Origin of the sequence: Caballeronia sordidicola (assembly GCF_000729995.1) — a bacterium.
GTDB classification, from domain to species: Bacteria; Pseudomonadota; Gammaproteobacteria; order Burkholderiales; family Burkholderiaceae; genus Caballeronia; species Caballeronia sordidicola_A.
Genome location: NZ_JNFG01000205.1, coordinates 34,379 through 60,141, shown reverse-complemented (window position 1 = coordinate 60,141; position 25,763 = coordinate 34,379). Strand labels below are relative to the sequence as shown.

The window sequence follows — 25,763 nt, the reverse complement described above, 5'->3', positions numbered from 1 at the left end:
GTGCCAGCCGCCCTTTAACGTTTCGCGATCCACGCACCGTAGAAGCTTGGGCGGCCAACGGCCTCGAAACTCACCCCCTTCAACCAAGGCGCACCGGCGAAGACTTGAGGCTCCTCGAAAATAGGAATGACGTATGCCTGATCAATCAGATAACGTTGGGCATCGCCAGTAAGCGCAAGGCGCTTTTTCGGGTCCGTTTCCGCGGAGATACTCTCCAGCAAGGCATTGAGTTTATCGTCACGAAAGTTCTTCACCTTGCTGCTTGATCCGCCCTTTTGCAGCAATGCGTCGCGGTTGGTGGGATAGAACTGGCTCTTGACCACGTCAGGGTCTGCTCGGCCCACTTCGGACACAACAAGCGCCGTTTTCAGCGGATCAAGATTGTCGACCGTCTTGCTGCCCGCATCGCCGGCAAGCACGTTCAAACTGACACCGACCTGCTTCCACTGTTGCGCGACCAGTTGCAGCACTTCCTTGTTTTGCGGCTGGGGAGTCGATTCGAAAACGGTCAACGACAACCGCTGGCCATCCTTTTGCCGGATGCCGTCACTTGCCGGTTTCCAGCCGGCTTCGTCGAGAAGCTTCCGGGACAGTACCGGGTCGAACTTCAATTTATCTGACAGATCCACGAACCCGGCGGCAGATCGCGCCAGGACCGACGACGCCCGCGGATAGTGAGGCGAAAACAGCGTGTCCACGATCTGCTTGGTATCCGTGGCATGCAACAGTGCTTCCCTGACTTTCAGATCGGCCGCCAGCGGATTATCGGGGCGAAAACTGATGCTGTCGTTCACGCCACGCGTGGCGGCCGCATAGATCAAGAAGTGTTTCTGGGTCGCCTGGCTCTCGTCGTAGGCCTGGACCTGACGAACGGCTCCCGCCTGCCCTGCAAGCAACGCACCAATACGAATGCTGTCTTCCGGCGTGACGATGATCTTGATCTCGTCCAGGTTCGCCCGGCCTTGCTGACCGAGGTTTTTGGGTCCCCACTTATAGTCCTTGCGCGCCGTCAGATCCACTTCACGCCCAAGCTTTTCATCGCTTACAACAAACGGACCTGAGCCAATGATGTGGCGGGCGTCACCCAATGCCTCGAAATTTCGCGTCAACGTGCTGAGCGAAACCAGCCCGGACCCGATCGTCGCGGTACCTTGCAGGAACCCCGGCGACGGCTTCTTGAAGTAGAACTTGACGGTCAGCGAATCGATGACTTCACTATGATCATAGTTGTTGATGACCTCTGACACCGGCAGATGGTGTTCCTTGTCACCCAGGCCGTACGTATCGAAATTTTTCGCCACCGCATTGGCATCCAGTGGTGTGCCGTCGGAAAAGGTCACGCCCGGGCGCAGCTTGAATGTGTATTCCGTCTTGCTGGCATTGCTGCTCCAACTCTCGGCGATCCATGGCTCCACTTCCAATGTGGCCGGATTCTGCCACGTCAGCTTATCGGTGATCTGATTCACGATCCCGCCGTTGGGATAGAAGCCGGCTGCCGGTGGGTAAAGGTTTGTGTGAGGCTGTTGTTCCAGATAAACCAGCGTGCCGCCCTGTACCGGTGTTGCCGCCTCAGTGGCGGCCACAGCGGTCCCCGTCCCCGTGAGAAGAACAAACGAGGTACCGAGAGCCAGTCCACGCGCCACGGCATTCAGGCGAAAAAACGACTGCATGTTGAATCCCTTTATTGACTATTGGGCAAGGTGCCGGTTTCAGTGCGGTGCACTGGTGAATTGCAATGCCACGCCTACCGCATCGGTCGCACGAACCACGACCGTGCCGTCCCCCGGCTCAACGAACGAAACGTGATTACGCACCAGCACCGCGCGAAGGGCGTCGAGTGAACGTGTCTCAAGGGTGAGTGCGACGTTGCGTTCACTGCCGTCATGTGTGGTTTCTAGCGGACCGAAGCGAGCCTCTGCCGTTGCCGGTGTGATGAACTGCACGCGGGCGCGCCCCGCTTGAAAAGCGACGCCGCCATCGATCGTTTCAAGCACCCGTTGCGGACCGAAAAGCTGCTGGTAGAGCTCAGCCGTATGCAAGGGCTGCGCGGACGTGATGATGAAGCCAGTCAGATCCGTGACGCCGTTGGCATGCGTCTGCCACTCGTCCCGCCAAACCAGTTCCGGGGTGAGATGCTCACAGAAGTACGTGCGGCCATTCCTGACCAGCTCTGCACCCAGGTGTACCGTGCGAAAGCGCGCCTCTTGCACGCCCGTCGAAATGCGGACCGGGCGCTGTAACGCTCTCGGCTCCTCGGCACGCAAACCTGCCGCCTGAATGTCGTCGAACAGCTTTTCAGCGTTCGTAGTCTTGAAGACCAGGCCATTCAAGCCTTTCGGTGCGTTGACGAGATCCTGACCAGAGTGCGCGTTATTGGGCTCGAAACCCAATAACTCCAGATAGTTTTCCTGGAAGACGGAAAGATGGTTACTGGTCCCCCGCGAGTGATGGCCGCGCTCGGTCAGCGTAAAGCCAAGCTTTTGCCATTGAGCGCTTGCTTCATCGAGTTCACCGCGGACATTGATAACCACATGATCGAGTGTGGGAGCGGATGTGCCGCTCACGGACGTCGACCCTCGAAACGGCTGGCGCGGGCTGTGCACGGCGATCGCGGATGGCGATTGAATCGTAAGAACGTGGGCATCGATCTGGCTCCTCCAATAGCGTTGGCGTAGGGCATCATAGTCGTGCGCCTTGAGGCGGAGAACCGATGTTTTGTAATATCGTTATCCCGGTTCAGGGGTTCCGAAAGCGACGCCCACTTCACGTCACTGCCGGACGTTGCGATGCGCTAGCCGCTGCAAGGGATGCTTCCTGCCGCGCGCGTTCGGATTGATGTTGGGGACCATGCCGCGATTGAAGATGGGTGGGGCGTCAGCGAACGAACGTCGGCGCTTCAGCCGTCGTTCGCCGCGTGCCGCCATGCCGCCATGCCGCCCTTCGTCGGACGCAGCGGTCTACAGCGGCGTCAGTTCGAGATTCGACCGTAGATCGCCGCCGCGATATTCGGTGTCGATCAGGCCGCGCCGGCGCAATTCCGGCAACAGCCCGTTTAGCAGCAGATCTTCCTGGTCCAACTGACCAAGGCCATGCAGCGACACTATATCGACCAGCCCCGTCGACCGATACCGAGCCCGCAGCCGCTGGATCGTTCGCATCGAACAGCGCGTTGACGACCTCGACGAACTCTGTCGCGCGCGCATAGCGGCACTCCGGATCGGGCAGCGCGCCTTCGCCGAAGTTCTCCTCGCCGACCGACGACCGAGCGCCGTTGTGAGCAAAGGCTCGTATAACATTGCACCGCCCACTGCCCACTACCCAACAGTTCCACACGACCATTTACTATGTAATCCATCACATATTGTCTTTGATCGTCCCTCTCGTCTTACTGCAACACAACGGTGGCAACGGCGCCGCATCAACCGCTCGCTCGAGCCCGGTGTGCCCGGTTTAATTTTTCGCCCACAAAGCTTGTTTATGGTTGTCGCCACCAGCATGGCGGGCCATCTTGTTGCGACAACCCGTAAGGAAATCCCGACAGAAAAATCAGTCAAGCCGTATAGCAATATCGGGTTTTGCCGATCGAAAGAATGGCTTGGCCTGCGTACGATAAAAATTGATGGCATTGCTAAAACAGCCCGGGACTCCATTTCGTCCATGGCCCTCGTGTAGACGGTACCCGTGATCTTTCAATGAATTTGCCTCGCGCCCTGCATCGTACGATCGCTGTACGGGCATCGGCGTGTTGCGCAAGCACGACGTCATCACCGCCCGCTGCCGCGTCACTACGACTTCCTCTCAGGAAGCGGCTGGCGCACGCGGAGCTATCTGCATAGTCAGAACCGGATTTGCCGGTGCACGTTTGGGTGCACGTTTGGGTGCAGTTAATGGGTGCAGTTAAAGGGTGCTGTGGCTCTGTCACAACGGGGCGCCAGCGACTCGACCCGTGAATCGGGAAACCGATGGACGGTCTGAATTCAACTCCGCCCGGAGTCGGCACGTACTTGCAGTCTCCGTTCGATGCAGCGTCGATCGGTGTAGAGCGCGACAGGGCCTATCGGCCGCGTCTTCGTCATATGTTTCATGTGCAGATTCTTCCTCGCACGGGTGAGTTCACGTTTCTTGCTTCGACCTGGTGGATGTGTTCAGTCGTCACGTGCGACGTTCTTCAAGTTGTCGAGAAGGACGAGCTTAGGCGCAATTGAGGATATCGAGAGGATCGGAAGTCACGAATCCGTGGAAGTGCGAAGGCTGAAGCCTGGCCACGCTGTGTGGAGGGAACCATGTATTTTGATGAGCTAAGCAATGAAGAATGGGAAGTCCTCGAGCCCATACTTGCCGATAAGCCTGCTACCCGTCTGAGTCGACGCGGCAGGCCCCGCGCGGACCCGCGCATCGTGGCAAATGCAATCCTGTGGATTCTGTCAACCGCCGAGCCGTGGTCGAGCCTGCCAGGCCGGTACCCGTCCGGGCCCACATGCCGGTGCCGGCTCGAAGACTGGCAGTTGAACGGCACGCTCGCGAAGATCATTCAGCTGTTGACGCAAATGGGCCGCACGTTCGCCTATCTCCCTAGCTCTTCTTCTGCGATGACCAGGCCCACACTACGACGTGATGGGCGCGGCCAGTGCAACGACGGCCTGCGTAGCGTGCTTTGGAAAAGTCCCGAGTCTTGGCAGGCGCCGCCCCACAAGATCGACGGCCCGCATTTGATCGATCCATTTGACGAAATCACGCGGCAACTTTCCGGTCGCGCGGCCGGTACACCCATCCGGACGCAGTCGAGCGCAGTGATGGCCGCAAGCTCGCCCCGGCAGTTGGAACGATGGTGCGGGTCACCGTGGACGGCCGCGCAGGTTGCCAACCACGACGGTTACGTCATCCGTGCATCTGCGGATCCGGTGTCGAACGAATGGTTTCGCGCGCGGGCGGAGATCATGAGGCACGGAAGACGCATTGAGCGGTCCGGTCTTATCGGGCCGCGTTTCAAAGAGTTCGAGGCGGCGCAGAAGTATGCGCTGGACTGGGCGCGCAAATGGATCGATCAACAAAGCACCGGGCAGATTGTCTCGCAGACAGCGGCGGCAATTGACGCAGCGAGGCGGCCTGTCGTGCGCAGGATTCCTGAGCCCGTCATGGAGGAAGCGTATGACGAAGCGGCATACGAAGATGATTCATTCGGCTCGTCATTGAGTGCGGCAATGGTCAAATAATCTGGATCTACGCAGGTCATGGGAGTTCGTGCCAGGAACGCATCCCCATAACAGGTGCGGCCTCCAGTTCCGCCACCGTGCATTCGCGCGCCAGAAAGTGACCGTATGCCATTCGCCGCTCGACTTTCTCAATGTAGTCATCGCCGACCACCATGGGCACGTAAAGCAGATTGGGGGCAATCTTGTCAGGCCACCCGCCGGCCACCGCCCCAAGACGCTCGGGCTCGTTCCACGCAACGGCCAATGTGGACCATAAGGTTACATCCAGGATTTCCCCCGTCGGCAGCGTCCACCATGCATGCATGTTGATACCCGATCTCTCTTCGATATTCCGTGCGTCGAGACCATGGTAATACCATCGTTCCAGATCGTCGAAGCTGGGGTCGAAGAACGTGCGCGTTGGCGTGCGAACCTGCCCGATCGTTAGCAGCGCCTGCACACCCAGAACCTCTTCTACAACAGGTCGAAGCGCATGACTCCACTTGATGCATTGTCCTGCGGCTTTGATGAATGATCGAATACCGAGATCCTGGAGCGCAGCGTATAACTCCTCGCCAAGTTCCGGTGTAAAGAGGCTGCCATGCTGCACTGGAAGCCGGCCAAACGACGCGTCGAGTTTTGTGGTGAAAGCGTATGCAGAGTCTAGTTCTTGCAGATAGTTTTTCTTCATTGCGTTCGAGCGAATCGTATGGGCGTTTATCGTGTGCGGAGCGCTACGTACCCAAGCGGCATAACGGCAGATATTTTGGCTTTCTTTAGCGTGTCTTGAGACCGGCACTCAGGCGATGTCCACTTGGAAAATTCTGGGCGTCATGGTGATCGTTGACGACGTACCGGCCAACCGGGCCGTCGCAGTCGACATGCCCGCCTCGCTGGGCTTCGAAACGTTCGAGGCCGCGGATGGCCATGCGGGAATTGAAGAGGCTGAACGGTTGCATCCGGACGTGATCCTGATGGATATATTCATGCCCGGGCTCAACGGTCAGGACAGTATCCGGGAACTACGCGCGAAAGCGGGTAGCCTGGGCAAGGTGCTGGTTATTGCAACGTCGGCGAGTGCGGCCGGCAGTGACAAGATCCGCAGCTTGACAGCCGGTGCCGATGCTTTCCTGAGCAAGCCGATTGACCAGAACCGGTTGCTTGAGCAGATTGCGACACTGTTAAAGCTTCAATGGACGTACAAACCCGATGCGACGCTCGTCGCGGACCATGATACGGACGGACCGGTCGTGGCTCCATCCGCGGCGGACATGGAGGCGCTTCTCTATCTGGCACGAATGGGCGATATGCTCGAAATCCAGTTGTGGGCGCAGCGGATCGGCGAACTCGACAAGCGCCATCGTCCTTTTGCGCATCAGTTGAGTCAGCTGGCCCAGAGCTACCAGTCTCAGGAGATCCTGCGACTGACAGAGAAGTACATGGGCCCGGTCTAATTCCACCGTACCGGGCATTCGTGAGGGGGCTGTCAGTCGGGCTGAGCGGCCGGGAAATCGGAGTCTGGATCAAGGCGCCGGTTCACCATCCAGCGGAATGTGAATTGAAACCGCCGTACCCGTGCCGAGTGCACTGTCTATTAACAGCGATCCGCCGATTAGCCGGGCGCGTTCGGTCATGCCGAGCAAACCATAGGACTCGCCTTTGAGCGCCGCTTCCTGATCGAATCCGCAACCGTCATCGCTAACGTGGAGTTCGAGTGCGCTCGCGGAGCGTGTCAGCGTCACGTCGGCCCTCGTTGCGCCGGCATGGCGTGTCACGTTGGTCAGCGAGGCCTGCACGATACGGAACACGGCGGTGGCATGCGCGTCTGACAGCACCGGCTCGCTGCCATTGATCCGGAACTGGCAGGGAATTCCGTTACGGCGCCCGAAATCTTCGGCCAGCCATTCCAGTGCCGACACAATCCCGAAGTTGAGCGCGGCTGGCCTCAGATGGCTTACGACATTGCGTACCATCCAGATCGTCTTTTCGACCAGCTCGCGCATGTCGTCGGTTTTTCTGGCAGCGCTCGAGTCGTTGGCGAGGTGCATCTTGAGCAACGACACGTCCATCTTCAATGCAGTCAGCAACTGGCCCAGCTCATCGTGAATCTCCATCGCGATGCGCTTTCTTTCCTCTTCGCGAATCGCTTCCATGTAGGCCGATAACTCGCGTAGCTGCTCGCGCGACTCGAACAGTTCCTGCTCGATGCGCTTGCGTTCCGTAATGTCATTAAGGCCGGCATAGACGGCAGGCTCATCGCCGTAGGTAGCAACCCGGGCAGTCGCGATTGCCCAGAATACGGTGCCATCCGATCGCCTGAACTGGACTTCGGCATTGCGGAAGTTCCCCTCCGCGCACAGGTGCTGGACGAGTTGGTCCTGCTCCGCCGGATTCGTATAGAAATCTTTGATATTGGCGGACACCTCTTCACCCGCGTCAAGGCCGAACAGTTGGCGCAACGGCTCATTCGCATAGAGGAGTTGTCCGCCGTTCAACGAAGCAATGCACAGCGGCACGGGACTCGTCTCGACGATGGTGCGAAAGCGTGCTTCGCTCGAAAGCAGTTTAGCCTCGACGCGCCTGCGTTCATCGATCTCCGATGTGAGGTTCGCATTCGTGCGCGCCAGTTCTTCAGTACGTTGCGCGACGCGTACTTCGAGTTCGTCGCGCACGTGAGACAGGGCCGCCTCGGCCTTCTGACGAATGGCCACTTCGTCCATCAACTGGCGGTTCTGCGCCACGAGTTGCTTGTGCATTGCGCCCAGTGCCAGATGGGTGCCCACGCGCGCCATCATTTCATCGATCCGCACCGGTTTGGTGATGTAATCGACACCGCCCGCGGAAAATCCCTCAACCATGTCCTCGCTGCCGGCGAGCGAAGTCATGAAGATCACCGCAATTTCGCGCGTGCGCTCGTCCATCTTCAGGCGCCGGCAGGTCTCGAAACCGTCGATGCCGGGCATTTTTACATCGAGCAGGATCAGATCCGGTTTTGAGAATTGCGCACGCTCGATGGCCTCAGTGCCGTCGAGGGCCACGAGTACACGAAAGCCCCGGTTCGTAAAACTCTCGACGACCACGCCGAGGTTGGCGGGCGTGTCGTCCGCGATGAGGATGACGGGCGCTTCGCGGGCGTCGGCCGCTGCATGATTCATGGTGACGACCTCCGTGATGGACAGTAATCGACCCGTTGGGTTTTCTGCCAGGCAATGTCCTGATTATCTGCCTTACCACGGCGGTAGTGAGGACGCAATCATGTCTCGGCAAATTTAATCCGAGCTAAGGATTAACCTACATTCAGCGTAGGAAAATCCTTAATCAATATTCAGATTTCAATAAATTCGTTGTCCGAATTCAAAAAAAATGCGCTATCCCTTCAGAAGAATTTGCAGTGGCCGTATACATACGTAATGAACGTTCCTGCAAATGAATCCTGATCCGGACAGAGTCGATAATACGCGGTTACTGAATAGCATGGAGCTTGTCGGAATTCTTAAGTTTGTGCACAACGGCAACGGCCTGCCAGAAGTCATGACGACCACTCCAGGAGAAAGCAGCCCGGATTATTGACTTATTGACCGGGACGGGAGAGACCCTGGCACTTTTTGAAGCCGAGTTCCGGGAGGTCTTGTTTTACCCGGCGTCCACGCCGTGAATCGCCGGCCAACACATGCAAAAGCCGCTCTGCCGCTGGAGCGGAGCGGGCCAAACCAAGGACTCCCCCTCAAGGATGTAACGTAGTCATGGTCGACCAAATTCACCGCATGGGGCTTCCCCGCTGGCGAGGCGCCTTTAGCGCATGTATATCGATGTTCCGCGTGTCAGGGGAAAACGCCGCGCTGGCACGCTCGCAGTTCATCGCGCTTTCTCGACAGATACCGCTGTTGTACTTCATCCTGGCCACGAACTCTGCAGGACTGGCAATCACCCACGTCCACTCGACTCCAGCCCTGCTGTCCATATGGGTGCCGGCCTGCCTCTGCCTGGTTTGCGTTGTCCGCTTCGCCTGGTGGCTGCGCACTCGCCATCATGACGTCGATGCGGCTACGGCTGAAAGACGCTTGCGCCGGACGGTCCGTCTCGCAGCGGTACTGGCCGTGTTTTTTACGGCGTGGGGTCTGAGCCTATATCCGTACGGAGATGCATATCAGCAAAGTCACGTCGCTTTTTACATGGCGATTACTGTCATCGGGTGCATTTTTTGTTTGATGCATCTGCGTGCGGCGGCGCTATCGCTGACTGTGATTGTGATCATACCGTTCGTGATTTTCTTTTCGCTGACCGGGAAACTTGTATTCGTCTCGATCGCGGTCAACCTGTTTCTCGTATCGGTTGCGATGGTCGTCATCTTGCTGACCTATTACCGGGACTTTGCCCGATTGATAGAATCGCGAGAGGAGTTGCGTTTGAGGCAGATTGAGACTCAGCGTCTCAGTGACGACAACTTCCGGTTGGCCAATCTCGACTCGTTGACGGGACTGCCGAATCGACGCGCATTCTTTGCCTGTCTGGATGGCGCTGGTCCATCCATGTTTCAGGATTGCCACGGTGCGGTGATCGGTCTGGTGGATCTTGACGGCTTCAAGCTGGTGAACGACGCCTATGGTCATGCCATGGGCGATTGGGTGCTGGCGGAAGTAGGACGCAGATTGCAGCAATTCGAGGATGCGTCCGCCTTTCTGGCGCGACTCGGAGGTGATGAGTTCGGTGTGTTGCTGCGCGGGGACCTTTCCGACGGTGACATTACCCAGCGCGGAACGGAGATTTGCCGTGTACTGCGGCTGCCTTACCATTTGCCGGATATGACTGCCCGGCTGTCTGCCTCGATCGGATTCGCGGTATCGCGAGGTAGCGTCGAACGCGTCGACGTGCTGTTTGAACGAGCCGACTACGCGTTATATAACGCCAAGCAGAATTCGAGGGGCAAGCCGGTCATATTCTCGACAGATCACGAAATTGAGTGGCGGAGATCGGGGCTTATTGAGCAAGCGCTGGCGCAAGCTGATCTTGAGCGCGAATTGTCGTTGGATTTTCAACCTATTATTGAGTTACCTGGAAAGCATATTGCGGGCTTCGAGGCGCTGGCGCGTTGGACTAACAGTACGCTCGGCATGGTTCCGCCAGCGGAGTTTATAAGGCGCGCGGAGCGATCGAATCGCATCCTGTTGATCAGCGATATTTTGCTGGAAAGAGCGCTTGAAAGTGCGAAGCGCTGGCCGGATCACGTGCGAATTTCGTTTAATCTGTCAACTCGCGATATCGCGTCTCCCGAAGCGACCCGGAGGATCGTCGAAATCATCTCGGCGAGCCGCGTGCCTGCGCACCGAATCGAACTGGAAATTACAGAAACAGCGCTGGTGAGTGATTTCGACGTGGCGAGCGACTCACTTCGACGCCTGAAGCAACTCGGTGTCCATATTTCGCTTGACGACTTCGGCACAGGATTTTCGAGCCTGAGCTATGTGCATAGGCTCCCACTGGACAAGATCAAGATTGATAGAAGTTTTGTCGCCGATATTGCGACGAACACCACGAGTCAAAAAGTGGTGAAATCGGTCGTTGATCTATGTCGAAACCTGAATCTGGATTGCGTTGTTGAGGGCGTCGAGACAGAAGATCAAGTCCGTATCCTGGGTGACCTGGGTTGCCGGAAGATGCAAGGCTACTTGTTTGGCAGGCCGATGTCAGCCGATGAAGCATTGTCGCTCCTTACCGAGGAGTCGGAAACTTCAACCCTTTTGCCCGCCTTAAGGGGCAACGCGGGGGTCAACGCGGGGGTCAACGCGGTAAGCGACGCGATCCACGTCGAGCAGTCACGGTGATGTGATGCAGAAGCGTCACGGCTCATCCCGCCAGCCGCTCAACGGAATTCCAGGGATAAAACCGAGCGGATCGGCGACGTAGCCCACATCAAAGTAACCGGCACGTGCATACACGGTAATGCACTCCAGCCGCTTCCCCTCAAGGCCTCACACGGCAACGTCCGCATCAGCCTTCAGGCGGGGAAGCCGCGCGCGCGGGCATAGCATGCGCCATTGCGTCCGAACCGAAGCTATAGATTCTCGACGAGCCCACCGAGGCGCTCGATGTCTCCGTTCAGGCAAGCGTTCTCCTGATGCAGGATCGCCAGCGCCCCGGTACTCATGCAATGCCGGCGCGGCCAACCCTTCAGGCGCCGCCGCCAATCAGCGTCATCAAGAATATCCATAGCAGAGCCCTTCACATAACCGCATCTTAAATAAATTGATTCATATAACGAAATAATATTGACCGGTCATCGGAATAATTAAGAGAATGACATGTCAGGCAATGCGTTCACACCTGTTCCTGATTGAATCAAAAGCCCCTCAAAGCACCAAAATCCTCGCGGCAGACTGTGCGTCTCTTATAGAGCCGCTCGGTCAGTCATGGCCAATTCATTAACTATTTCGGATTACTATGAAAAAATTGATTTTTGCTTTCAGTATTTCTTCTATCCTGGCGGGAACCGCGAGTGCCCAAAGCAGTGTCACTCTATATGGCATCGTAACCGGCAACATCACATACGCAAATAATGTGCAGACCGCGGCGACATCCGGTTCAGGCAAACCACTCGGTGGAGCACAGGTTGCTCAGTTCGATAGCGGCTCGTCGGGACTAGCCTCAAGCCGTTGGGGTCTGACGGGCGCCGAAGACCTGGGCGGCGGATTGAAAGCAATCTTCAAGATCGAGAACGGCTTTAGCGTCAACAACGGCACGCTCGGACAAGGCGGTACCGAGTTCGGCCGCCAGGCTTGGGTCGGCTTGACTGCGAACCGCTACGGCACAGTCACATTGGGACGTCAGGGCGACACCTCTGTCGAATTCGTGTCCCCGTTACTCTACGCATGGTATTGGGGCAACCTCGCGATCCATCCCAGCGACTACGACAACCTGAACTTTACGCACCGCATCAACAATTCGATCAAGTATCTGTCGGACCCGTACAACGGCTTCCGGTTTGGCGCGCTGTACAGCTTAGGCGGCGTCGCCGGCAACGTCACGCAGAACCAGTTCTGGTCGACGGGCGCCAGCTATACCGGTGCCGCTTTTTCGTTTGCAGCATCAATCATAAACGCCAGGAATCCGAACAACTCGCTGTATGGCACCAACGCGAATGCCAGCGCCACAGGCAATAACCTTGGTTCAGCGGGGTCGGCGACGGCGGCCGAATCCAACCCGGCAATCGCCGGATTCGCATCTGCCCACACACAGCAGACTATCTCGGTCGCGACGACCTACACGGCCGGCCCGGTGATTGTCGGCGCCAACTACTCGAACACCCAGTTCCGCGGACTTGGCTCCACGGCCGCGCTTAACACGTCAGGCTACAGCGGATCGACAACGCTCAGCACTGTCGGCGTCAACTTGCGCTACCAGGCCACCCCGTTCCTACGCTTTGGTACATCGTTCGACTTCACGGATGGCGGAAGCGTCGGCGACAAGAGCAGCGCCAAGTACGAACAGTTGAATCTGGGTGCGGCCTATTCGTTGTCGAAGGCAACCGAACTATATTTGACCAGTGCGTTCCAGCACGCGAGCGGCACTGACTCATTGGGACGGCCGGCGGTCGCTCAAATCGGTTATCTGTCGCCCTCGGCGACGAATAAACAGGTGGCAGTATCCGCCGGCATCAAGCACTTGTTCTGAGCGCTTTGTCACGTTGATTTTCGACGACGCAACAGCTCAAAGAGTACGGCCTTGGCTCAGAATGTGGACGGATTCTGGGTGAGTTCAGTGAATCGATGCCACGCATCGAAACGTACGGCGAGCTGTTTGCGATAGAGCGAGGCGCGCAGCAGGTGTCGCTTGAGCGCGAAGTGCTGCCGAATCGGGCCGAAGCACGATAGGAAAGCTAGCGTGCGTTCAGGATCGCGAAAGCCACGCATGCCCCGAAGGAAGTCCCCTTGAGGGATGTAGCGCTCGCGTTCTCGCTGGACGCTTTCTTATAAGCGTCGGAGGGCGGAACAAACCCGAATCCCGTCCATGTTTTCGAGCGAGGTTTGATCGCCAGGCTTGCAGGCGAAAACAGCCGCTCGTTGAGCAATGTGCAGAAACTGAAAAGCAAAGCATAAAAAACTGTTTGTCATCGTGGCACAAGACAGCCTCTAATAACAGGCTCGCTGCCAAGGTACCGGCATTACCGAAACGCGCCCTATACCCGGATGTTGCCCGAGCGGCATTCGTTTTATCAGGGGCTCATGGTTCGCCCGGTTCGCCCGCGCCAAAGCGACGTCCCCGGGTGAACCTGATCCTGACAATGGCGTGACGCATTGATACGGCCATGTACTCGGATGCGCCCATTTCCTGCCTTGAGTAGATCGGATTAAGAAGCCGAGAAGCCGAGTTTTGAGGGCGAAACTCGGCCGCACCAAGGGGTACCGACTCGTAACAGCTCCCTCTCGGAGCAGTTTTTTCATGGTTAATCTGGAACCGACATGGCTGACGTACCTTCTTCTCGCAACAGCTATGTCTCGTCGAGACGGATGCGCCCAGGTATTTCAAAAGGTGCGCTCTACAGGTGGCTTTCCTGGCTCGTCCCCGTTCTGGCGCTGGTGCTTTGGGAGGTTGCCGCGCGCATTGGACTGATCTCCCCGCAGGTACTCCCGGCCCCAAGCAACGTCGCCGAAACCGCGTTGGATCTGGCCAGGAACGGCGATCTTTTCGTTCATCTCGGCGTGTCGCTTCTGCGAGCCTCCGCGGGCTTCGTCATTGGCGGCGCGATCGGCCTCGTACTTGGCATCGCGGTCGGATTCTCGCCGCTGGCACAAGCGCTTTTCGACCGCTCGATCCAGATGGTGCGCGCGGTTCCTTTCCTCGCCATGCTCCCGCTCGTCATCGTCTGGTTCGGCGTGGGCGAGGTTGCGAAAATTTTCCTGGTTGCGCTCGCGGTCCTGTTCCCCATCTATATCAACACCATGCTTGGCATCCGCCAGATCGATCCAAAGCTGATGGAGCTTGCCAAGGTAGTCGGGCTGGACTGGACCGCGATCGTACGACGAATCATCCTGCCGGGAGCGATGCCATCGATCCTCACAGGCGTACGTTATGCCCTCGCTCACGCGTGGCTCGCGCTGGTCATCGCCGAGACGCTTGCAACGACAAAGGGGATCGGTTTCCTCGCAATGGATGCACGCGAATTCCTGCAGACCAATGTCATTCTGCTGACCATGATCATCTACGCGATCATCGGCGTCGCGGCAGATGCGCTGGTGCGCTTCCTTGAATCTCATCTCCTCTCATGGCACGCGAACTACGCCAAAGGAGAGCAGAAATGACATCAAGCACTGTCCTGTCCCGGGATTCCGACGTTTCAGCGCTGATCGAAGATCGCGTCAGCCAGTCCCCGCTGGCTGTATCGGTACGTGGCCTGCAACGCCGCTATGGCTCGCGTGTTGTCATCGACGCGCTCGATCTTGACATCCACGAAGGTGAATTTGTCGCGCTCCTGGGTGAAAGCGGGTGTGGAAAGACCACGTTGCTGCGCGCGCTGGCCGGGCTCGATCTGCCTGATGCAGGGCGGATCCGCGCGCCCGCGCGCCCTTCCGTCGTGTTCCAGGAGCCTCGCCTGCTGCCTTGGGCGACGTTGTCCGCGAACGTCGCGCTCGGTCATGAAACCACGGTCGGTCGGGCCGGTGCGGCGCAAGCTCTCGCCGAAGTCGGGCTGACTGGTCGCGAGGAGGACTGGCCGCGCAACCTGTCGGGCGGGCAGGCGCAGCGCGTCGCGTTGGCGCGGGCCCTCGTTCCCGAACCCGCGCTCCTGTTGCTGGACGAACCGTTCGCGGCGCTCGACGCGCTCACGCGGATCAAGATGCACGGACTCGTGAAGGAACTCGTGGCGCGTCATCACCCGGGCGTGCTGCTTGTGACGCATGACGTCGACGAAGCGCTCACGCTCGCCGACAGGATTCTCGTCATGCGCTCGGGACGCATTGCTGCCTCCTTCCAACCCAAAAACCATACGCCGCAGGAACTGCGGTCCACATTGCTCGAAGAGCTTGGCGTTCAGTCTCACTGAGCGCTTTTCTGCATGACTCCAAGGACCTGACAAGGATGAACGATTCTTCACTGAGCCGCCGCCAACTGTTGCGCGCGGCGGGTGGACTGCTGGCCGGCGTCGCCGCAAGCAGCCTGCTTCCAGCCCAAGCGGCTCAAGCATCTCAAGCAGCCGAACCGCGCAAGCTGACGCGCAACACCGATACGGTTCGCATCGGCTGGGGATACGGCAGCCTTCCGGACATTGCCAAGCAACGCGGCGTGTTCGACAAGACGCTCGGCGCGAAAGGCATCAAGGTCGAATGGGTCGGACCGTTTCCGAACCACGCGCCGTCGATTCAGGCAGTGGTGGGCGGCAGCGCGGACTTCGGTTTCTGGGGGTCGACCACGCCCGCATTGGCGGCGATGCTGGCCGGTTCACCGATCGTCTTCAATGCGTTCGACGTCTATTCGCCTCGCTCGACTGCGATCATCGTGAAGAAATCGAGCGGCATCAATTCGGTCGCCGATCTGGCGGGGCGCAAGGTCGCCGTCAACCGCTCGGGACTTGGCGAATTCCTGCTGATCGCCGCACTGGAAAAGAACCACGTCGACCGTAGCAAGGTCGAGTTCGTCTACCTGAATCCTCCCGATGCCGCACCTGCCTTTGCGCAAGGCGTAGTCGATGCGTGGTCGATGTGGTCGCCGGCAGTCGACATCTCGCGCTATTCGAACGACGCAAAGGATATCTTCAACGAGGGACGCGACCTCGATTTCCTGATCGACTACAGCTCGCTGGTGACACGCCGGAAATTCACCGAGGAGAATTCCGAGCTGATTCGCGCGGTGATCGACGCGTACTACGTCGAAGGCGCATGGCAATCGGCGCACTCCGCCGAATCTGAGCAGCTCGCACAGAAGGAAGCCAAATACCCGGATCAGGTACGCGACTATTTGACCAACCTGAAACGCGTGAATCAATTCCACGAACCCGACGACGCCGCTTTCATTGCGCAACTCCAACGCGCCGCCGACTGGCTCGCGGAACGCAAGATCATCCACTCGCGAATCAACGTCGCGGATTACAGCATCAAGGTTTGACGGGCAATGGACGATCCCACCCACTTCCAGAGGCGGCATGAGCATGTCTGAGACGACGACTAACCACGGCGGCGGACCCAAGCTCGTCTCGCCATTGTCCGCATCGCTCGGTTTCTCCGAAGCCATCGCGGATATCGCGTCGAGTGCGGCCGCGCGGGAACGGGAACATCGTCTGCCGCACGAAGAGATCGCGCGACTCAAGGCCCTCGGGTTCGGCGCGTTGCGCCTGCCGTCCGATGCGGGCGGCCAAGGTCTTTCGTTAAGCGAACTTCTCGTCGTAGCGCGCGATATTGCCGCGGCGGATTCAAACATCGCCCATGCTTTTCGCAATCATCTGTGGCAGGTCGAAGCGTCTCTCAGACGGCGCGATCATCCCTTCCATGCGCACGTCCTCGATCTGACGAGGCAGAAGAAAACGGTTGGACTCAGTTTTGTCGAAACCGATGCGGTGGCGGCCGGCGCCCGTCCAAGCCAGGTGCTGAGCAAGCTCGAATGGGACGAAAACCGGCATGTCTACGTCGGATCAGGCGTGAAGGTTTATGCGACCGGCAACCTCTATAACGACGCATTCGTTGGTGTCACCGTGGAAAGCCGAGAAGGCCGGGCCGTGCAATATGTGCTCGATCGCGGCGAAGGCGTCGGCAACGATGACGACTGGCAGGGATTCGGCCAGCGCCTGACAGGCTCGGGTACAGCGAAATTTCATGCGGTGAGTGTGCCCGCCGCGCAGGTCTATCCGGTTGATCCACCGAGGACGGAGGAAGCCGCGCCTTGGGGATTCACCTTTCATCAGGTCTACCTGAGCAACTGCATTGCAGGCATCGCGCGGCGCGTGACGTTGGACGCCGTCGAGGTTTTGCGTACACGCGGGCGCAATTTCTATCATGGCGAAGCCGCGCATCCCACCGACGAGCCTGTGTTGCAGGCGTTGCTTGGCCGAATCCGCGCTTACGCGGCCAGCGTCGAAGCGACGGCAGATCGTGCGATCGAAGCGCTGCAACGTGCGTGGGACAGCTACGGAACAAGCGATGAGTACGAGACCACGCTTGCTGCCACGCTCTCGGCGGCGGAAGCGAAGGTCGTGATCGACGATCTCGCTCCGCAGATCGCCACCTGGCTGATCGATCTTGGATCAGGCACGGTCGTTTCGCGCGTGGGCGCGCTGGACCGGCACTGGCGCAACATCAAGGTGATTGCCTCGCACAATCCACGCCTTTACAAGGAGCGCCTGCTTGGGCAGAACCTGCTGACCGGACAGCTTCCGCCGACAGGCGCGTTCTTCTGATCGAGGCCCGCATAACCACCCTGCGCGATGGGTTTTGGTGGCTGCCGCTGGTACTTTGGTCCTGCTGAAAAATACTTGCGCTGCTGGCACATCGCGTTGAATGCAGTGGCGTCGGGCTTCACTTGCGTAGTTTCAGGTCTGACGCAGACCACAATGAAGTTGTCACCCATTCCGAATCAATAGCGTCAATCCGTCAAGGTGGCATCAGAAAACCGTTTGCAACCCATGCAAGATCATGGATAACAACGTGTTATTTTGAGCCCCATGAAACCATCAGATCGGCACGCGCCCGACGGGTCACATTCGAGAACAACTCAAGCTGTCGAGAGTACATCGACGGGTAACGTCTGGGTATTGATCGCCGCGATACTTGGCTCCAGCCTGGCGTTTATCGACGGAACGGTCGTCAACATCGCGCTGCCTGCAATACAGAGTGGGCTTCACGCGACCTCGAAAGACCTCCAGTGGGTGGTTGAGGCTTATGCGTTGTCGCTGGCGTCGCTGCTGCTCGTCGGAGGTTCGTTCGGCGATAGCTACGGCAGGAAAATGGTCTTCCTGTTCGGTACGGTTTTATTCGCAATCGGATCGGCGTGGTGCGCGTTCGCTGGGTCTATCGGAGGACTGATAGCTGCCCGGACAGTTCAGGGAATCGGCGCCGCTTTCCTTGTGCCCGGCAGCCTGTCTCTCATCAGCTCCGCCTACCCGCCCAGCACGCGCGGGCGCGCGATCGGCACCTGGTCGGGATTCACCGCGATGATGGGCGCAGGAGGCCCCGTGCTTGGCGGCTGGATGGTCGAACACTTTTCGTGGCGATCGGTATTCGTGCTCAATCTGCCATTGGCGGCGGTCGTTGTGGGCATCACGCTATGGCGGGTCAACGAGAGCAAAAACGAAAAACTCGATGCAGCGCTGGACTGGACAGGAGCGTTATTAGCATCGATAGGACTCGGCGGAATTACATACGCACTCATCGAGGCTTCTGAAAAAGCGTCGGGCGTTCTGGTAGCGGCGTCGGTCGGCGTGATAGCACTCATCGCCTTTCTGATTCGCGAGGCTCGATGCCCCGCTCCGATGGTGCCATTGGCGCTCTTCAGATCGCACACATTTGCGGGTGCAAACCTGATTACGTTCTTTCTCTATTCTGGCCTCGGGGGAATACTTTATTTCCTGCCGTTCACGCTTATTCAGATCCATCATTATTCAGCGGCTGAGGCCGGAGCCGCACTATTGCCGTTGATCCTGATTATCTTCGTGCTTTCACGATGGACGGGCGGACTGGTCGCAACCTATGGCGCGAGGGCGCCACTCACCGTGGGCTCCATCATTGTCGCTGCGGGATTTGCGCTTTTGGCATGGCCCGGAGTGGGCGGTTCGTACCTAAAGACCTTCTTCGCGCCAGTCGTCGTGCTTGGCCTGGGCATGGCGATTTGCGTTGCCCCGCTCACCACGTCGGTCATGAACGCCGTTCCGGAGAATCAGTCGGGAGTCGCATCCGGGGTGAACAACGCTATATCTCGCGTCGCCGGACTTCTCGCCGTAGCGGTCTTCGGCCTTGTCCTATCGGTGTTATTCAATAAATCGCTCGACGCGCACCTTTTGCCACTCGGCCTCTCTCAAGCCATGCAACAGCAAGTGAATGAGCAGCGCGCGCTTCTCGGTGCCGCGGTCAATCCCGACGCCCGCGTCATGGAGGCCACGCGCGAGTCATTTGTTTTGGGGTTCCGCGTGATCGTGCTAATTGCATCGGGTCTTGCGCTTGCGAGCGCCATCAGCGCATGGCTTATGCTTGACCATGACAGGAAGCGTCGCAAATCTTGAAGAGCTCTCGAGCAAGCGGGTTTCGCACGATCGTGCCGAGGCAAGAAAGCGCCCGCTGCGATATAGCGGTGAGCTATCACTGGCATTGCACGAATCTAATTCTGCTGATGGTCACACAAGCCTATATTCAACTGGAGTAGGCTTGCCAACGCAAGCAGCGCTCGTTCAATGTAGGCTACGACAGTGTTTGCCCGAGTAACAGGTTGGCGCTTCCGGTGATCAACAGTAAAAGTCCACCACGGCATTTCCTGGCAGACCACCGGGCACGGCGTCATCAATTCCGCACGATGAAGGCTAGACGTCCTTAAAACAAGTAGTGGGTCCGTCCTCTCAAGGAGACAACGCATGTCAAATGACGCAAAGTGCCCGTTCAATCACGCCGCCGGCGGCGGCACGACGAACCGAGACTGGTGGCCGAAACAACTGCGGGTGGACCTGCTCAGCCAGCACTCCGGCAAATCCAACCCGCTGGGCAACAGCTTCAATTACGCCGAGGCTTTCAAGAGCCTTGACCTGGCTGCAGTCAAGAAGGACCTCGCGGCGCTGATGACCGATTCGCAAGACTGGTGGCCGGCGGACTTCGGCCACTATGGCCCGCTCTTTATCCGCATGGCCTGGCACAGTGCCGGCACATACCGTATCGCTGACGGCCGCGGGGGCGGCGGGCGCGGCCAGCAACGTTTCGCGCCGCTCAACAGCTGGCCGGACAATGTCAGCCTGGATAAAGCCCGCCGCCTGCTCTGGCCGATCAAGCAGAAGTATGGCCAGAAGATTTCCTGGGCCGACCTGCTGATCCTCACCGGTAATGTCGCGCTAGAGACCATGGGCTTCAAGACCTTCGGGTTCGCCGGTGGCCGCGAGGACACATGGGAGCCGGATCAGGATGTGTACTGGGGCAACGAAAAGACCTGGCTGGGCGGCGACGTCCGTTACGGCAAGGGTGCCGCCGGCAAGGACAACGACGGTGGCGTGATCGTAGCCGACGAAGAAAAGCACGGCGAAGAGGCCAGCCGTACCGATAACGGACGCAACCTGGAAAATCCGCTGGGCGCCGTGCAGATGGGCCTGATCTACGTGAATCCGGAAGGTCCCGACGGCAATCCGGACCCGCTTGCTGCGGCGCACGATATCCGGGAAACGTTCGCGCGCATGGCCATGAACGACGAGGAAACCGTCGCACTGATCGCCGGTGGCCACACGTTTGGTAAAACGCACGGAGCCGGTCCCGCCGACAATGTGGGTCCCGAGCCCGAGTCGGCCGATCTCGAGAACCAGGGGCTGGGCTGGAAGAACAGTTTCGGCAGCGGCAAGGGCGGCGATACGATCACGAGCGGCCTGGAAGTCACCTGGACCAGCACGCCGACGCAATGGAGCAACGGCTTCTTTGAGAACCTGTTCGGCCACGAATGGGAACTCACCAAGAGCCCCGCCGGCGCCAACCAGTGGGTCGCCAAGGACAGCGCCGAAACGATCCCGCACGCTTACGATGCGTCGAAGAAGCAGCGGCCGACAATGCTCACCACCGACCTGTCGCTGCGCCTCGACCCCGCCTACGAGAAGATCTCGCGGCGCTTCTGGGAGCATCCTGATCAGTTAGCCGACGCCTTCGCCCGCGCCTGGTTCAAGCTGACGCACCGCGACATGGGACCGCGCGTGCGCTACCTCGGCACGGAAGTGCCGGCTGAAGAGCTGCTGTGGCAGGATCCCATCCCGGCGGTCGACCATCCTCTGGTCGCAGAAGCGGACGTCGCTTCGCTCAAGGAGAAGGTCCTGGCGTCAGGGCTGTCCGTCTCGGAGCTGGTATCGACCGCCTGGGCGTCGGCGTCTAGCTTCCGTGGCTCCGACAAGCGCGGCGGTGCAAACGGCGCGCGCATTCGTCTGGCGCCCCAGAAGGATTGGGAGGTCAACCAGCCTGCGCAACTGTCGAAGGTGCTCAAGGCTCTCGAAGGCGTTCAGGGCGAGTTCAACGGCGCGCAGTCCGGCGGCAAGAAGATTTCGCTGGCCGACCTGATTGTGCTGGCTGGCAGCGCCGGCATCGAGCTGGCGGCGAAAAACGCCGGCCATCAGGTCACCGTGCCGTTCACGCCGGGTCGCGCGGACGCCTCGCAGGAACAGACCGACGTGGAATCCGTCGCGGCGCTGGAACCGGTTGCCGATGGCTTCCGCAATTACCTGTCGGGCAAGGTCAAGGCTCGGCCGGAGGCTTTGCTGATCGACAAGGCGCAGTTGCTGACCTTGACCGCCCCGGAGCTGACGGTGCTGATCGGTGGCTTGCGTGCCTTGAACGTCAATGCGGGGAAAAGTCCGCATGGTGTATTCACTCACCAACCGGAAACGCTGACCAACGACTTCTTCCGCAACTTGCTCGACATGGAAACGGAATGGCTGCCGCTTTCGTCCGCTCGGGACGCGTTCGAAGGGCGTAACCGCAAGACCGGCGAGAGGAAGTGGACCGGCACCGCTGTCGATCTGATCTTCGGTGCACATTCCCAGCTCCGGGCGCTGAGTGAAGTCTATGCAACCGAGGACGCGCAGGAAAAATTCGTCCAGGACTTCGTCGCAGCCTGGGTGAAGGTGATGAATCTCGACAGATTCGACCTCGCCTAAGGGGTCGCATCGCCCCCGTCAGGGCTGTCGTCCTGACGGGGATTTCATTGCATTGAAGCCACGACTTCGTCGGTATTGACCACGCCGTGCGCGAGAAACGCGTAGTTGATCATCGCCGCCTTGTACCCGTCGCCCCAGACCGGATGACGCGGGCCGGCAGTGGCATCGCTGACAACAAAAACCTCGAATCCCTGTTCGAGCAAATCACGCAGATGTGACTCCACGCACATGTTCGCAAGCATGCCTCCCAGTACCACCCTCCTCACTCCGCGCTTGCGCAGTTGAAGAACGAGATCGTTGGTCTGCGGTCCGAACACCTTGTGTGGACTGACAACGATTGTCTCGCCGTCGTTGATGTAGGGCTTGAAGACGTCGAGCCAGTCCGCACCAGAGCCTTCGAAGCCATCCAGACTCAACCCACCGCTGCGCGCAAACGTACCGGTGGCGAATTCATCCGTCTCCAACGGGCCATTGAATTTCCAGGCGCGATCCGTCGGAAAAAAGTAGTGCGGCGATATAAAGACTGCGAGCCTCGCGGACTTTGCCGCCTTGAAGATCCGCAGCATGTTTTCCACCGTCTTATTCTCTGTCACGCTTGCTCCGACCGCGCCCCAGTTCTTGCCTTCCTTACTTAAGACATCGACTTGCGGGTCGATGAAAACCACGGCTGTCTCGGTTCGATCAAAGATCATTCGGACCCCCAATAAAGTACATGAAGGCTCACCGGCTTTCCTCGACCCGAGCCTCTTCGATCAGATTAGGAGATGGAGGCCCCGAAAGCAACGACGGACCGAGGGTTCTCGATGCCGCATGACGGCTACGCATGCGATGTTCGACTTTATTAACAAGCCAATGATTAAAAAGCCAACTCGACCGATGGGATCAGACTGCAAACCGGGTCGCGCGCGAGACGTTCCCAAGGTCGGCGTCACCCGGAGGTTCTATTGAGAGCACCGTTCGTGAGTGCGGGATTCAATTGGCAGAGTCCCGCGTGATAACCGTTAGTTATCCTCGCGAGTTGAGTTCCTTCGCATCAGATAGCTATCCATGATCCAGCCGTTTTCCTTCCGCGCTTCCGCGCGAATCCGTTCGATATCTCCGACTACATCCTTCAGTTTTCCGGACACCAGAATCTCGTCCGGCGTGCCGATATAAGCACCCCAGTAAATGTCGATGTCCTGATCGGCGAAACGTTTGTAGGCGCCTTCGGCATCCAGCATCACCACCACGCTGTCGACGTTGTTCGGAAAACCCTCGGCTATGCGCCTCCCCGTGGTTATCCCGATCGACTCTCCAATGCGATTCAACGGTATCTTGTGCTGTGCGGCCAAAGCCTGGATGCTGCTTATCCCCGGGATCACTTCAAACACGAGATCGTGACCGCCCTTCCTGATGATCGAGTCAATGATCCGGATGGTGCTGTCGTAAAGCGTAGGGTCGCCCCATGTCAGGAACGCCCCGCACTCACCATCGGACAACTCTTCGGAGATAAGCCGCTCGAAGACGACCTGCTTGTCTTCATTGAGATCCTCGACGCTCGCCCGATAATCGGCAGCGTCTCGTGCTCGCTCGGGACTGCTTGCTTCGGCAAAGCGATAGTCACTGCGCTTGATGAAACGCCGGCAAATTTCCTTACGCAACGCAACCAGCTTTTCCTTGGCGATGCCCTTGTCCATCACGAAGAAGACATCGACTTCGTTAAGCGCGTTGACCGCCTGAATCGTCACATAGTCGGGGTTGCCGGCGCCAATACCAATGATCAGGATTCGCTTCATAAATGGGCTCGCAAGGTCATGGCGACAAGTGACTAGAAAGTGTAAGCGACCTTGCCGAATGCCGTGCGGCCCAACGTGTTGTAACCGTAGGCGGTGACGTACTGCCGGTTAAAGAGGTTCGACAGATTGGCGGACACCGTGAGATGCGAATTGACCTTGTACGCGGCCCTCAGCGCAACGGTTGTGTACGACGGCAGGTACGTTGCGTTGAACTGGTCATCGTAGGTCGATCCGCCGTATAGCAGCGAGACGCCCGTGCTCAGCGCATGCAGGTGGAACTCGTCCCACGTGTGATCGATGTTCAGGCTGACGGTCTGGCGCGGACGGCGGTTAAGCCACGTCTGGTCGGTCACATCCTGCGGATTCAAAATGCCGATCGCGAGACTGACGGGTGTCGAGTTGCCAAGCGTGCCCTTGTACGACAGGTCGATCCCCTGGATGTGCGCGCGGCCTACATTCACCGGGAGAAAGGTCAGCGAGTCGTAAGTGATGAGGTCATGCACGCGGGTGTCATATACCGCGGCCGTAAAGGTGCCGAAGGACGTGGCGGCATCAAGTGCTGCCTCGACCGTATCGCTGCGCTCAGGCTGCAGGTTCGGGTTCGCGAAACCCGGGTAGTACAGGTCGTTGAAAGTCGGCAGACGGAATGCGTTGCCATACGAAATGCGTGCCGTATAAACGGGCGTAATTGCATAAGCAACTGCAACATTGCCCGTATTAACCGACTGGCCCTGAATGATCTCGTGGCGGCCTGCAAGAAACACCGTCAACGCACCCAGCGTGACCGACTGATGGAGCGATACGGCTGAATCGTTGCGCGTCGGCACGCCCATGGGGATATCGACCGGGAGGAAGGCTTGCTCGCGGGTGAAGTCGTAGGCGAGCTTGCTTTCGCCGGACAGCGGCAGACTGAAGAGCGCGAGCCCGCGTTCCTGGTGGGTCAGCGATGTCGACGTGCTGAAGCGCGTGGAGTCGATTTCATCGGTCGGGATGGCCGGGTTGTTCGCATAGAGGAACTGGCGGTCCGTCGCGTAGCCGACAGACTGGTCGAACTGCGTGAACGGCGTGATGTCCAGATGAAACGCAACGCCCGTCGTCAACTGATGATCGAGCTGCTGGTTATCGCCGCCGGCATTGTCGTAGGACAGGTCGGACCGGTGATAAAGAGCGAATGTGGAGATCGACCAGTTGTCATGCGCATAGCCAAGACGCGCATCCACGTCCTGAGCATGGTACGGATTGCGGCCATCCTCGTGCCCGTAGGCCCCGGGCTGGGTCGCATCGATGCCCGCGGTATTGTAGTCGTGCAGACCCAGCGAATAGGTCAGTCCGGCCAGAGCCGAGAGCGGACCCGTGGACGAAATACTGCCTGAAGTGCGGACCTGCGTATCGAACGTTTTGTTCGAACCGCCGCCTGTTGAGATCGTGGTTTGGTTAGGCTGATTTGCCGCACGGTTCGTGAAGAGTTGCACAACGCCACCCACTGCATCCGCGCCGAACGAGGCAGCCGCCGGTCCTGAGATAACCTCGACGCGGTCAAAGGCAGAGGTCGGTAGATCGGCCCACGCGGCTTGGCCCGTGGTCGCCGAACCAACGCGGATACCGTCGATGAACACCGCGACCTGACTGCCCGATGAACCGCGGATGCTGACGGCGGCTGAGGAGCCGGGGCCGCCGTTCTGTGAAATGGTGACGCCCGGCAGGGTTGCGAGGGCTTGCGTGATGCTCGGTTCAATAGGCGACAGACGGTCGAGATCCGCGCGGGTGAGTACCTGTGTCGACGCGTAGCGTTGATCGAACGATTGCGGCAGATGCTGCGTATCGCCGGTGACGAGAATATTCGGCAGCGTGGCGGCGGACGGAAGCTGCTCCGGCTGCGGCAACGATGAGTCATCCGCGGCCTGTGCAACCTGCCATGCCGAAACCGTCAGCGCAGAGGTGAGGATGAAATGACGGAACTTCATACTGGAAATGCCTTGTTATTGGTAGATT

Annotated in this window: 20 protein-coding genes and 1 pseudogene; 11 read left to right on the top strand and 10 right to left on the bottom strand. The window is 58.8% G+C overall.

The features are described from left to right. Nucleotides 1-14 precede the first annotated feature (14 nt). The 3 genes from FH08_RS0143190 to FH08_RS0143175 all read right to left on the bottom strand — a co-directional run bounded on the left by FH08_RS0143190 (nt 15) and on the right by FH08_RS0143175 (nt 3,158). Nucleotides 15-1,670, bottom strand: a complete 1,656-nt coding sequence (locus FH08_RS0143190; protein ID WP_031364323.1) for a TIGR04028 family ABC transporter substrate-binding protein — start codon at nt 1,668-1,670, stop codon at nt 15-17. A gap of 39 nt (nt 1,671-1,709) precedes the next feature. After that, a complete protein-coding gene (locus FH08_RS0143185) occupies nt 1,710-2,564 on the bottom strand; it encodes a VOC family protein (RefSeq protein ID WP_031364322.1) in 855 nt (284 codons plus the stop codon). A 393-nt stretch (nt 2,565-2,957) separates the two neighbouring features. Further along, nucleotides 2,958-3,158, bottom strand: coding sequence for a hypothetical protein (locus tag FH08_RS0143175; RefSeq protein WP_235210686.1), 201 nt, complete (start codon nt 3,156-3,158; stop codon nt 2,958-2,960). 115 nt (nt 3,159-3,273) lie between these two features. Here FH08_RS0143175 and FH08_RS52310 point away from each other — a divergent pair, with 115 nt between their 5' ends. After that, the gene (locus FH08_RS52310) at nt 3,274-3,672 is read left to right on the top strand and encodes a hypothetical protein (RefSeq protein WP_152603061.1); all 399 of its coding nucleotides are present in this window, start codon (nt 3,274-3,276) and stop codon (nt 3,670-3,672) included. A gap of 611 nt (nt 3,673-4,283) precedes the next feature. Continuing rightward, the gene (locus tag FH08_RS0143165; RefSeq protein WP_051888970.1) at nt 4,284-5,213 is read left to right on the top strand and encodes a transposase; all 930 of its coding nucleotides are present in this window, start codon (nt 4,284-4,286) and stop codon (nt 5,211-5,213) included. A 16-nt stretch (nt 5,214-5,229) separates the two neighbouring features. Here the strand turns inward: FH08_RS0143165 and FH08_RS0143160 are convergent, their stop codons facing one another. Beyond that, nucleotides 5,230-5,883 carry a hypothetical protein gene (locus FH08_RS0143160; RefSeq protein ID WP_031364318.1) on the bottom strand — a complete coding sequence of 218 codons (654 nt, stop codon included), beginning with the start codon at nt 5,881-5,883 and terminating at the stop codon, nt 5,230-5,232. Between the two features lie 115 nt (nt 5,884-5,998). Between FH08_RS0143160 and FH08_RS0143155 the strand changes: the two genes are divergently transcribed. Further along, entirely contained in the window at nt 5,999-6,646 is a 648-nt protein-coding gene (locus FH08_RS0143155; protein WP_081889778.1) for a response regulator, read from the top strand. A gap of 69 nt (nt 6,647-6,715) precedes the next feature. Here the strand turns inward: FH08_RS0143155 and FH08_RS0143150 are convergent, their stop codons facing one another. Then, nucleotides 6,716-8,347, bottom strand: coding sequence for a response regulator (locus FH08_RS0143150; protein ID WP_031364316.1), 1,632 nt, complete (start codon nt 8,345-8,347; stop codon nt 6,716-6,718). 450 nt (nt 8,348-8,797) lie between these two features. Here FH08_RS0143150 and FH08_RS0143145 point away from each other — a divergent pair, with 450 nt between their 5' ends. After that, nucleotides 8,798-11,014, top strand: a complete 2,217-nt coding sequence (locus FH08_RS0143145) for a putative bifunctional diguanylate cyclase/phosphodiesterase (protein WP_235210685.1) — start codon at nt 8,798-8,800, stop codon at nt 11,012-11,014. Nucleotides 11,015-11,244: 230 nt separating this feature from the next. On the opposite strand, the gene FH08_RS52805 is transcribed toward FH08_RS0143145, so the two are convergent. Further along, on the bottom strand, nt 11,245-11,400 hold the full coding sequence (locus FH08_RS52805) for a hypothetical protein (protein ID WP_160172557.1): 156 nt from the start codon (nt 11,398-11,400) through the stop codon (nt 11,245-11,247). Between the two features lie 230 nt (nt 11,401-11,630). Here FH08_RS52805 and FH08_RS0143135 point away from each other — a divergent pair, with 230 nt between their 5' ends. Continuing rightward, nucleotides 11,631-12,860, top strand: a complete 1,230-nt coding sequence (locus FH08_RS0143135) for a porin (protein ID WP_031364314.1) — start codon at nt 11,631-11,633, stop codon at nt 12,858-12,860. Between the two features lie 56 nt (nt 12,861-12,916). Here the strand turns inward: FH08_RS0143135 and FH08_RS54555 are convergent. After that, a pseudogene (locus FH08_RS54555) lies at nt 12,917-13,105 on the bottom strand (IS6 family transposase); the annotation flags it as partial. 543 nt (nt 13,106-13,648) lie between these two features. On the opposite strand from FH08_RS54555, the gene FH08_RS0143125 reads away from it, so the two are divergent. From FH08_RS0143125 to katG, 6 genes are all read left to right on the top strand, one after another. Continuing rightward, nucleotides 13,649-14,488, top strand: a complete 840-nt coding sequence (locus FH08_RS0143125; RefSeq protein WP_031364312.1) for an ABC transporter permease subunit — start codon at nt 13,649-13,651, stop codon at nt 14,486-14,488. Further along, nucleotides 14,485-15,228 (top strand): ABC transporter ATP-binding protein, encoded by a 744-nt coding sequence (locus tag FH08_RS0143120; RefSeq protein WP_031364311.1) that lies wholly within the window; start codon nt 14,485-14,487, stop codon nt 15,226-15,228. The genes FH08_RS0143125 and FH08_RS0143120 overlap by 4 nt, the downstream gene beginning before the upstream one ends. A 35-nt stretch (nt 15,229-15,263) precedes the next feature. Continuing rightward, nucleotides 15,264-16,286 carry an NrtA/SsuA/CpmA family ABC transporter substrate-binding protein gene (locus FH08_RS0143115; RefSeq protein WP_031364310.1) on the top strand — a complete coding sequence of 341 codons (1,023 nt, stop codon included), beginning with the start codon at nt 15,264-15,266 and terminating at the stop codon, nt 16,284-16,286. Nucleotides 16,287-16,329: 43 nt separating this feature from the next. After that, nucleotides 16,330-17,571: an acyl-CoA dehydrogenase family protein gene (locus tag FH08_RS0143110; protein ID WP_031364309.1), complete on the top strand. Its 1,242-nt coding sequence runs from the start codon at nt 16,330-16,332 to the stop codon at nt 17,569-17,571. A gap of 264 nt (nt 17,572-17,835) precedes the next feature. Beyond that, nucleotides 17,836-19,389: an MFS transporter gene (locus tag FH08_RS0143105; protein ID WP_081889776.1), complete on the top strand. Its 1,554-nt coding sequence runs from the start codon at nt 17,836-17,838 to the stop codon at nt 19,387-19,389. 345 nt (nt 19,390-19,734) lie between these two features. Continuing rightward, on the top strand, nt 19,735-21,996 hold the full coding sequence (gene katG, locus FH08_RS0143100; protein ID WP_031364307.1) for a catalase/peroxidase HPI: 2,262 nt from the start codon (nt 19,735-19,737) through the stop codon (nt 21,994-21,996). Nucleotides 21,997-22,040: 44 nt separating this feature from the next. On the opposite strand, the gene FH08_RS0143095 is transcribed toward katG, so the two are convergent. From FH08_RS0143095 to FH08_RS0143085, 3 genes are all read right to left on the bottom strand, one after another. Beyond that, entirely contained in the window at nt 22,041-22,688 is a 648-nt protein-coding gene (locus tag FH08_RS0143095) for a cysteine hydrolase (protein ID WP_031364306.1), read from the bottom strand. Nucleotides 22,689-22,997: 309 nt separating this feature from the next. Further along, nucleotides 22,998-23,771 (bottom strand): precorrin-6A synthase (deacetylating), encoded by a 774-nt coding sequence (gene cobF, locus FH08_RS0143090; protein ID WP_031364305.1) that lies wholly within the window; start codon nt 23,769-23,771, stop codon nt 22,998-23,000. A 32-nt stretch (nt 23,772-23,803) separates the two neighbouring features. Further along, the gene (locus FH08_RS0143085; RefSeq protein WP_031364304.1) at nt 23,804-25,735 is read right to left on the bottom strand and encodes a TonB-dependent receptor domain-containing protein; all 1,932 of its coding nucleotides are present in this window, start codon (nt 25,733-25,735) and stop codon (nt 23,804-23,806) included. Nucleotides 25,736-25,763: the final 28 nt, after the last annotated feature.

Coding starts and splice junctions, on each gene's coding strand:
- FH08_RS0143190 (WP_031364323.1), bottom strand. CDS start 1,670: ATGCAGTCGTTTTTTCGCCTGAATGCCGTGGCGCGTGGACTGGCTCTC.
- FH08_RS0143175 (WP_235210686.1), bottom strand. CDS start 3,158: ATGCGAACGATCCAGCGGCTGCGGGCTCGGTATCGGTCGACGGGGCTG.
- FH08_RS0143165 (WP_051888970.1), top strand. CDS start 4,284: ATGTATTTTGATGAGCTAAGCAATGAAGAATGGGAAGTCCTCGAGCCC.
- FH08_RS0143160 (WP_031364318.1), bottom strand. CDS start 5,883: ATGAAGAAAAACTATCTGCAAGAACTAGACTCTGCATACGCTTTCACC.
- FH08_RS0143155 (WP_081889778.1), top strand. CDS start 5,999: ATGTCCACTTGGAAAATTCTGGGCGTCATGGTGATCGTTGACGACGTA.
- FH08_RS0143150 (WP_031364316.1), bottom strand. CDS start 8,347: ATGAATCATGCAGCGGCCGACGCCCGCGAAGCGCCCGTCATCCTCATC.
- FH08_RS52805 (WP_160172557.1), bottom strand. CDS start 11,400: ATGGATATTCTTGATGACGCTGATTGGCGGCGGCGCCTGAAGGGTTGG.
- FH08_RS0143135 (WP_031364314.1), top strand. CDS start 11,631: ATGAAAAAATTGATTTTTGCTTTCAGTATTTCTTCTATCCTGGCGGGA.
- FH08_RS0143125 (WP_031364312.1), top strand. CDS start 13,649: ATGGCTGACGTACCTTCTTCTCGCAACAGCTATGTCTCGTCGAGACGG.
- FH08_RS0143120 (WP_031364311.1), top strand. CDS start 14,485: ATGACATCAAGCACTGTCCTGTCCCGGGATTCCGACGTTTCAGCGCTG.
- FH08_RS0143115 (WP_031364310.1), top strand. CDS start 15,264: ATGAACGATTCTTCACTGAGCCGCCGCCAACTGTTGCGCGCGGCGGGT.
- FH08_RS0143110 (WP_031364309.1), top strand. CDS start 16,330: ATGTCTGAGACGACGACTAACCACGGCGGCGGACCCAAGCTCGTCTCG.
- FH08_RS0143105 (WP_081889776.1), top strand. CDS start 17,836: ATGAAACCATCAGATCGGCACGCGCCCGACGGGTCACATTCGAGAACA.
- katG (WP_031364307.1), top strand. CDS start 19,735: ATGTCAAATGACGCAAAGTGCCCGTTCAATCACGCCGCCGGCGGCGGC.
- FH08_RS0143095 (WP_031364306.1), bottom strand. CDS start 22,688: ATGATCTTTGATCGAACCGAGACAGCCGTGGTTTTCATCGACCCGCAA.
- cobF (WP_031364305.1), bottom strand. CDS start 23,771: ATGAAGCGAATCCTGATCATTGGTATTGGCGCCGGCAACCCCGACTAT.
- FH08_RS0143085 (WP_031364304.1), bottom strand. CDS start 25,735: ATGAAGTTCCGTCATTTCATCCTCACCTCTGCGCTGACGGTTTCGGCA.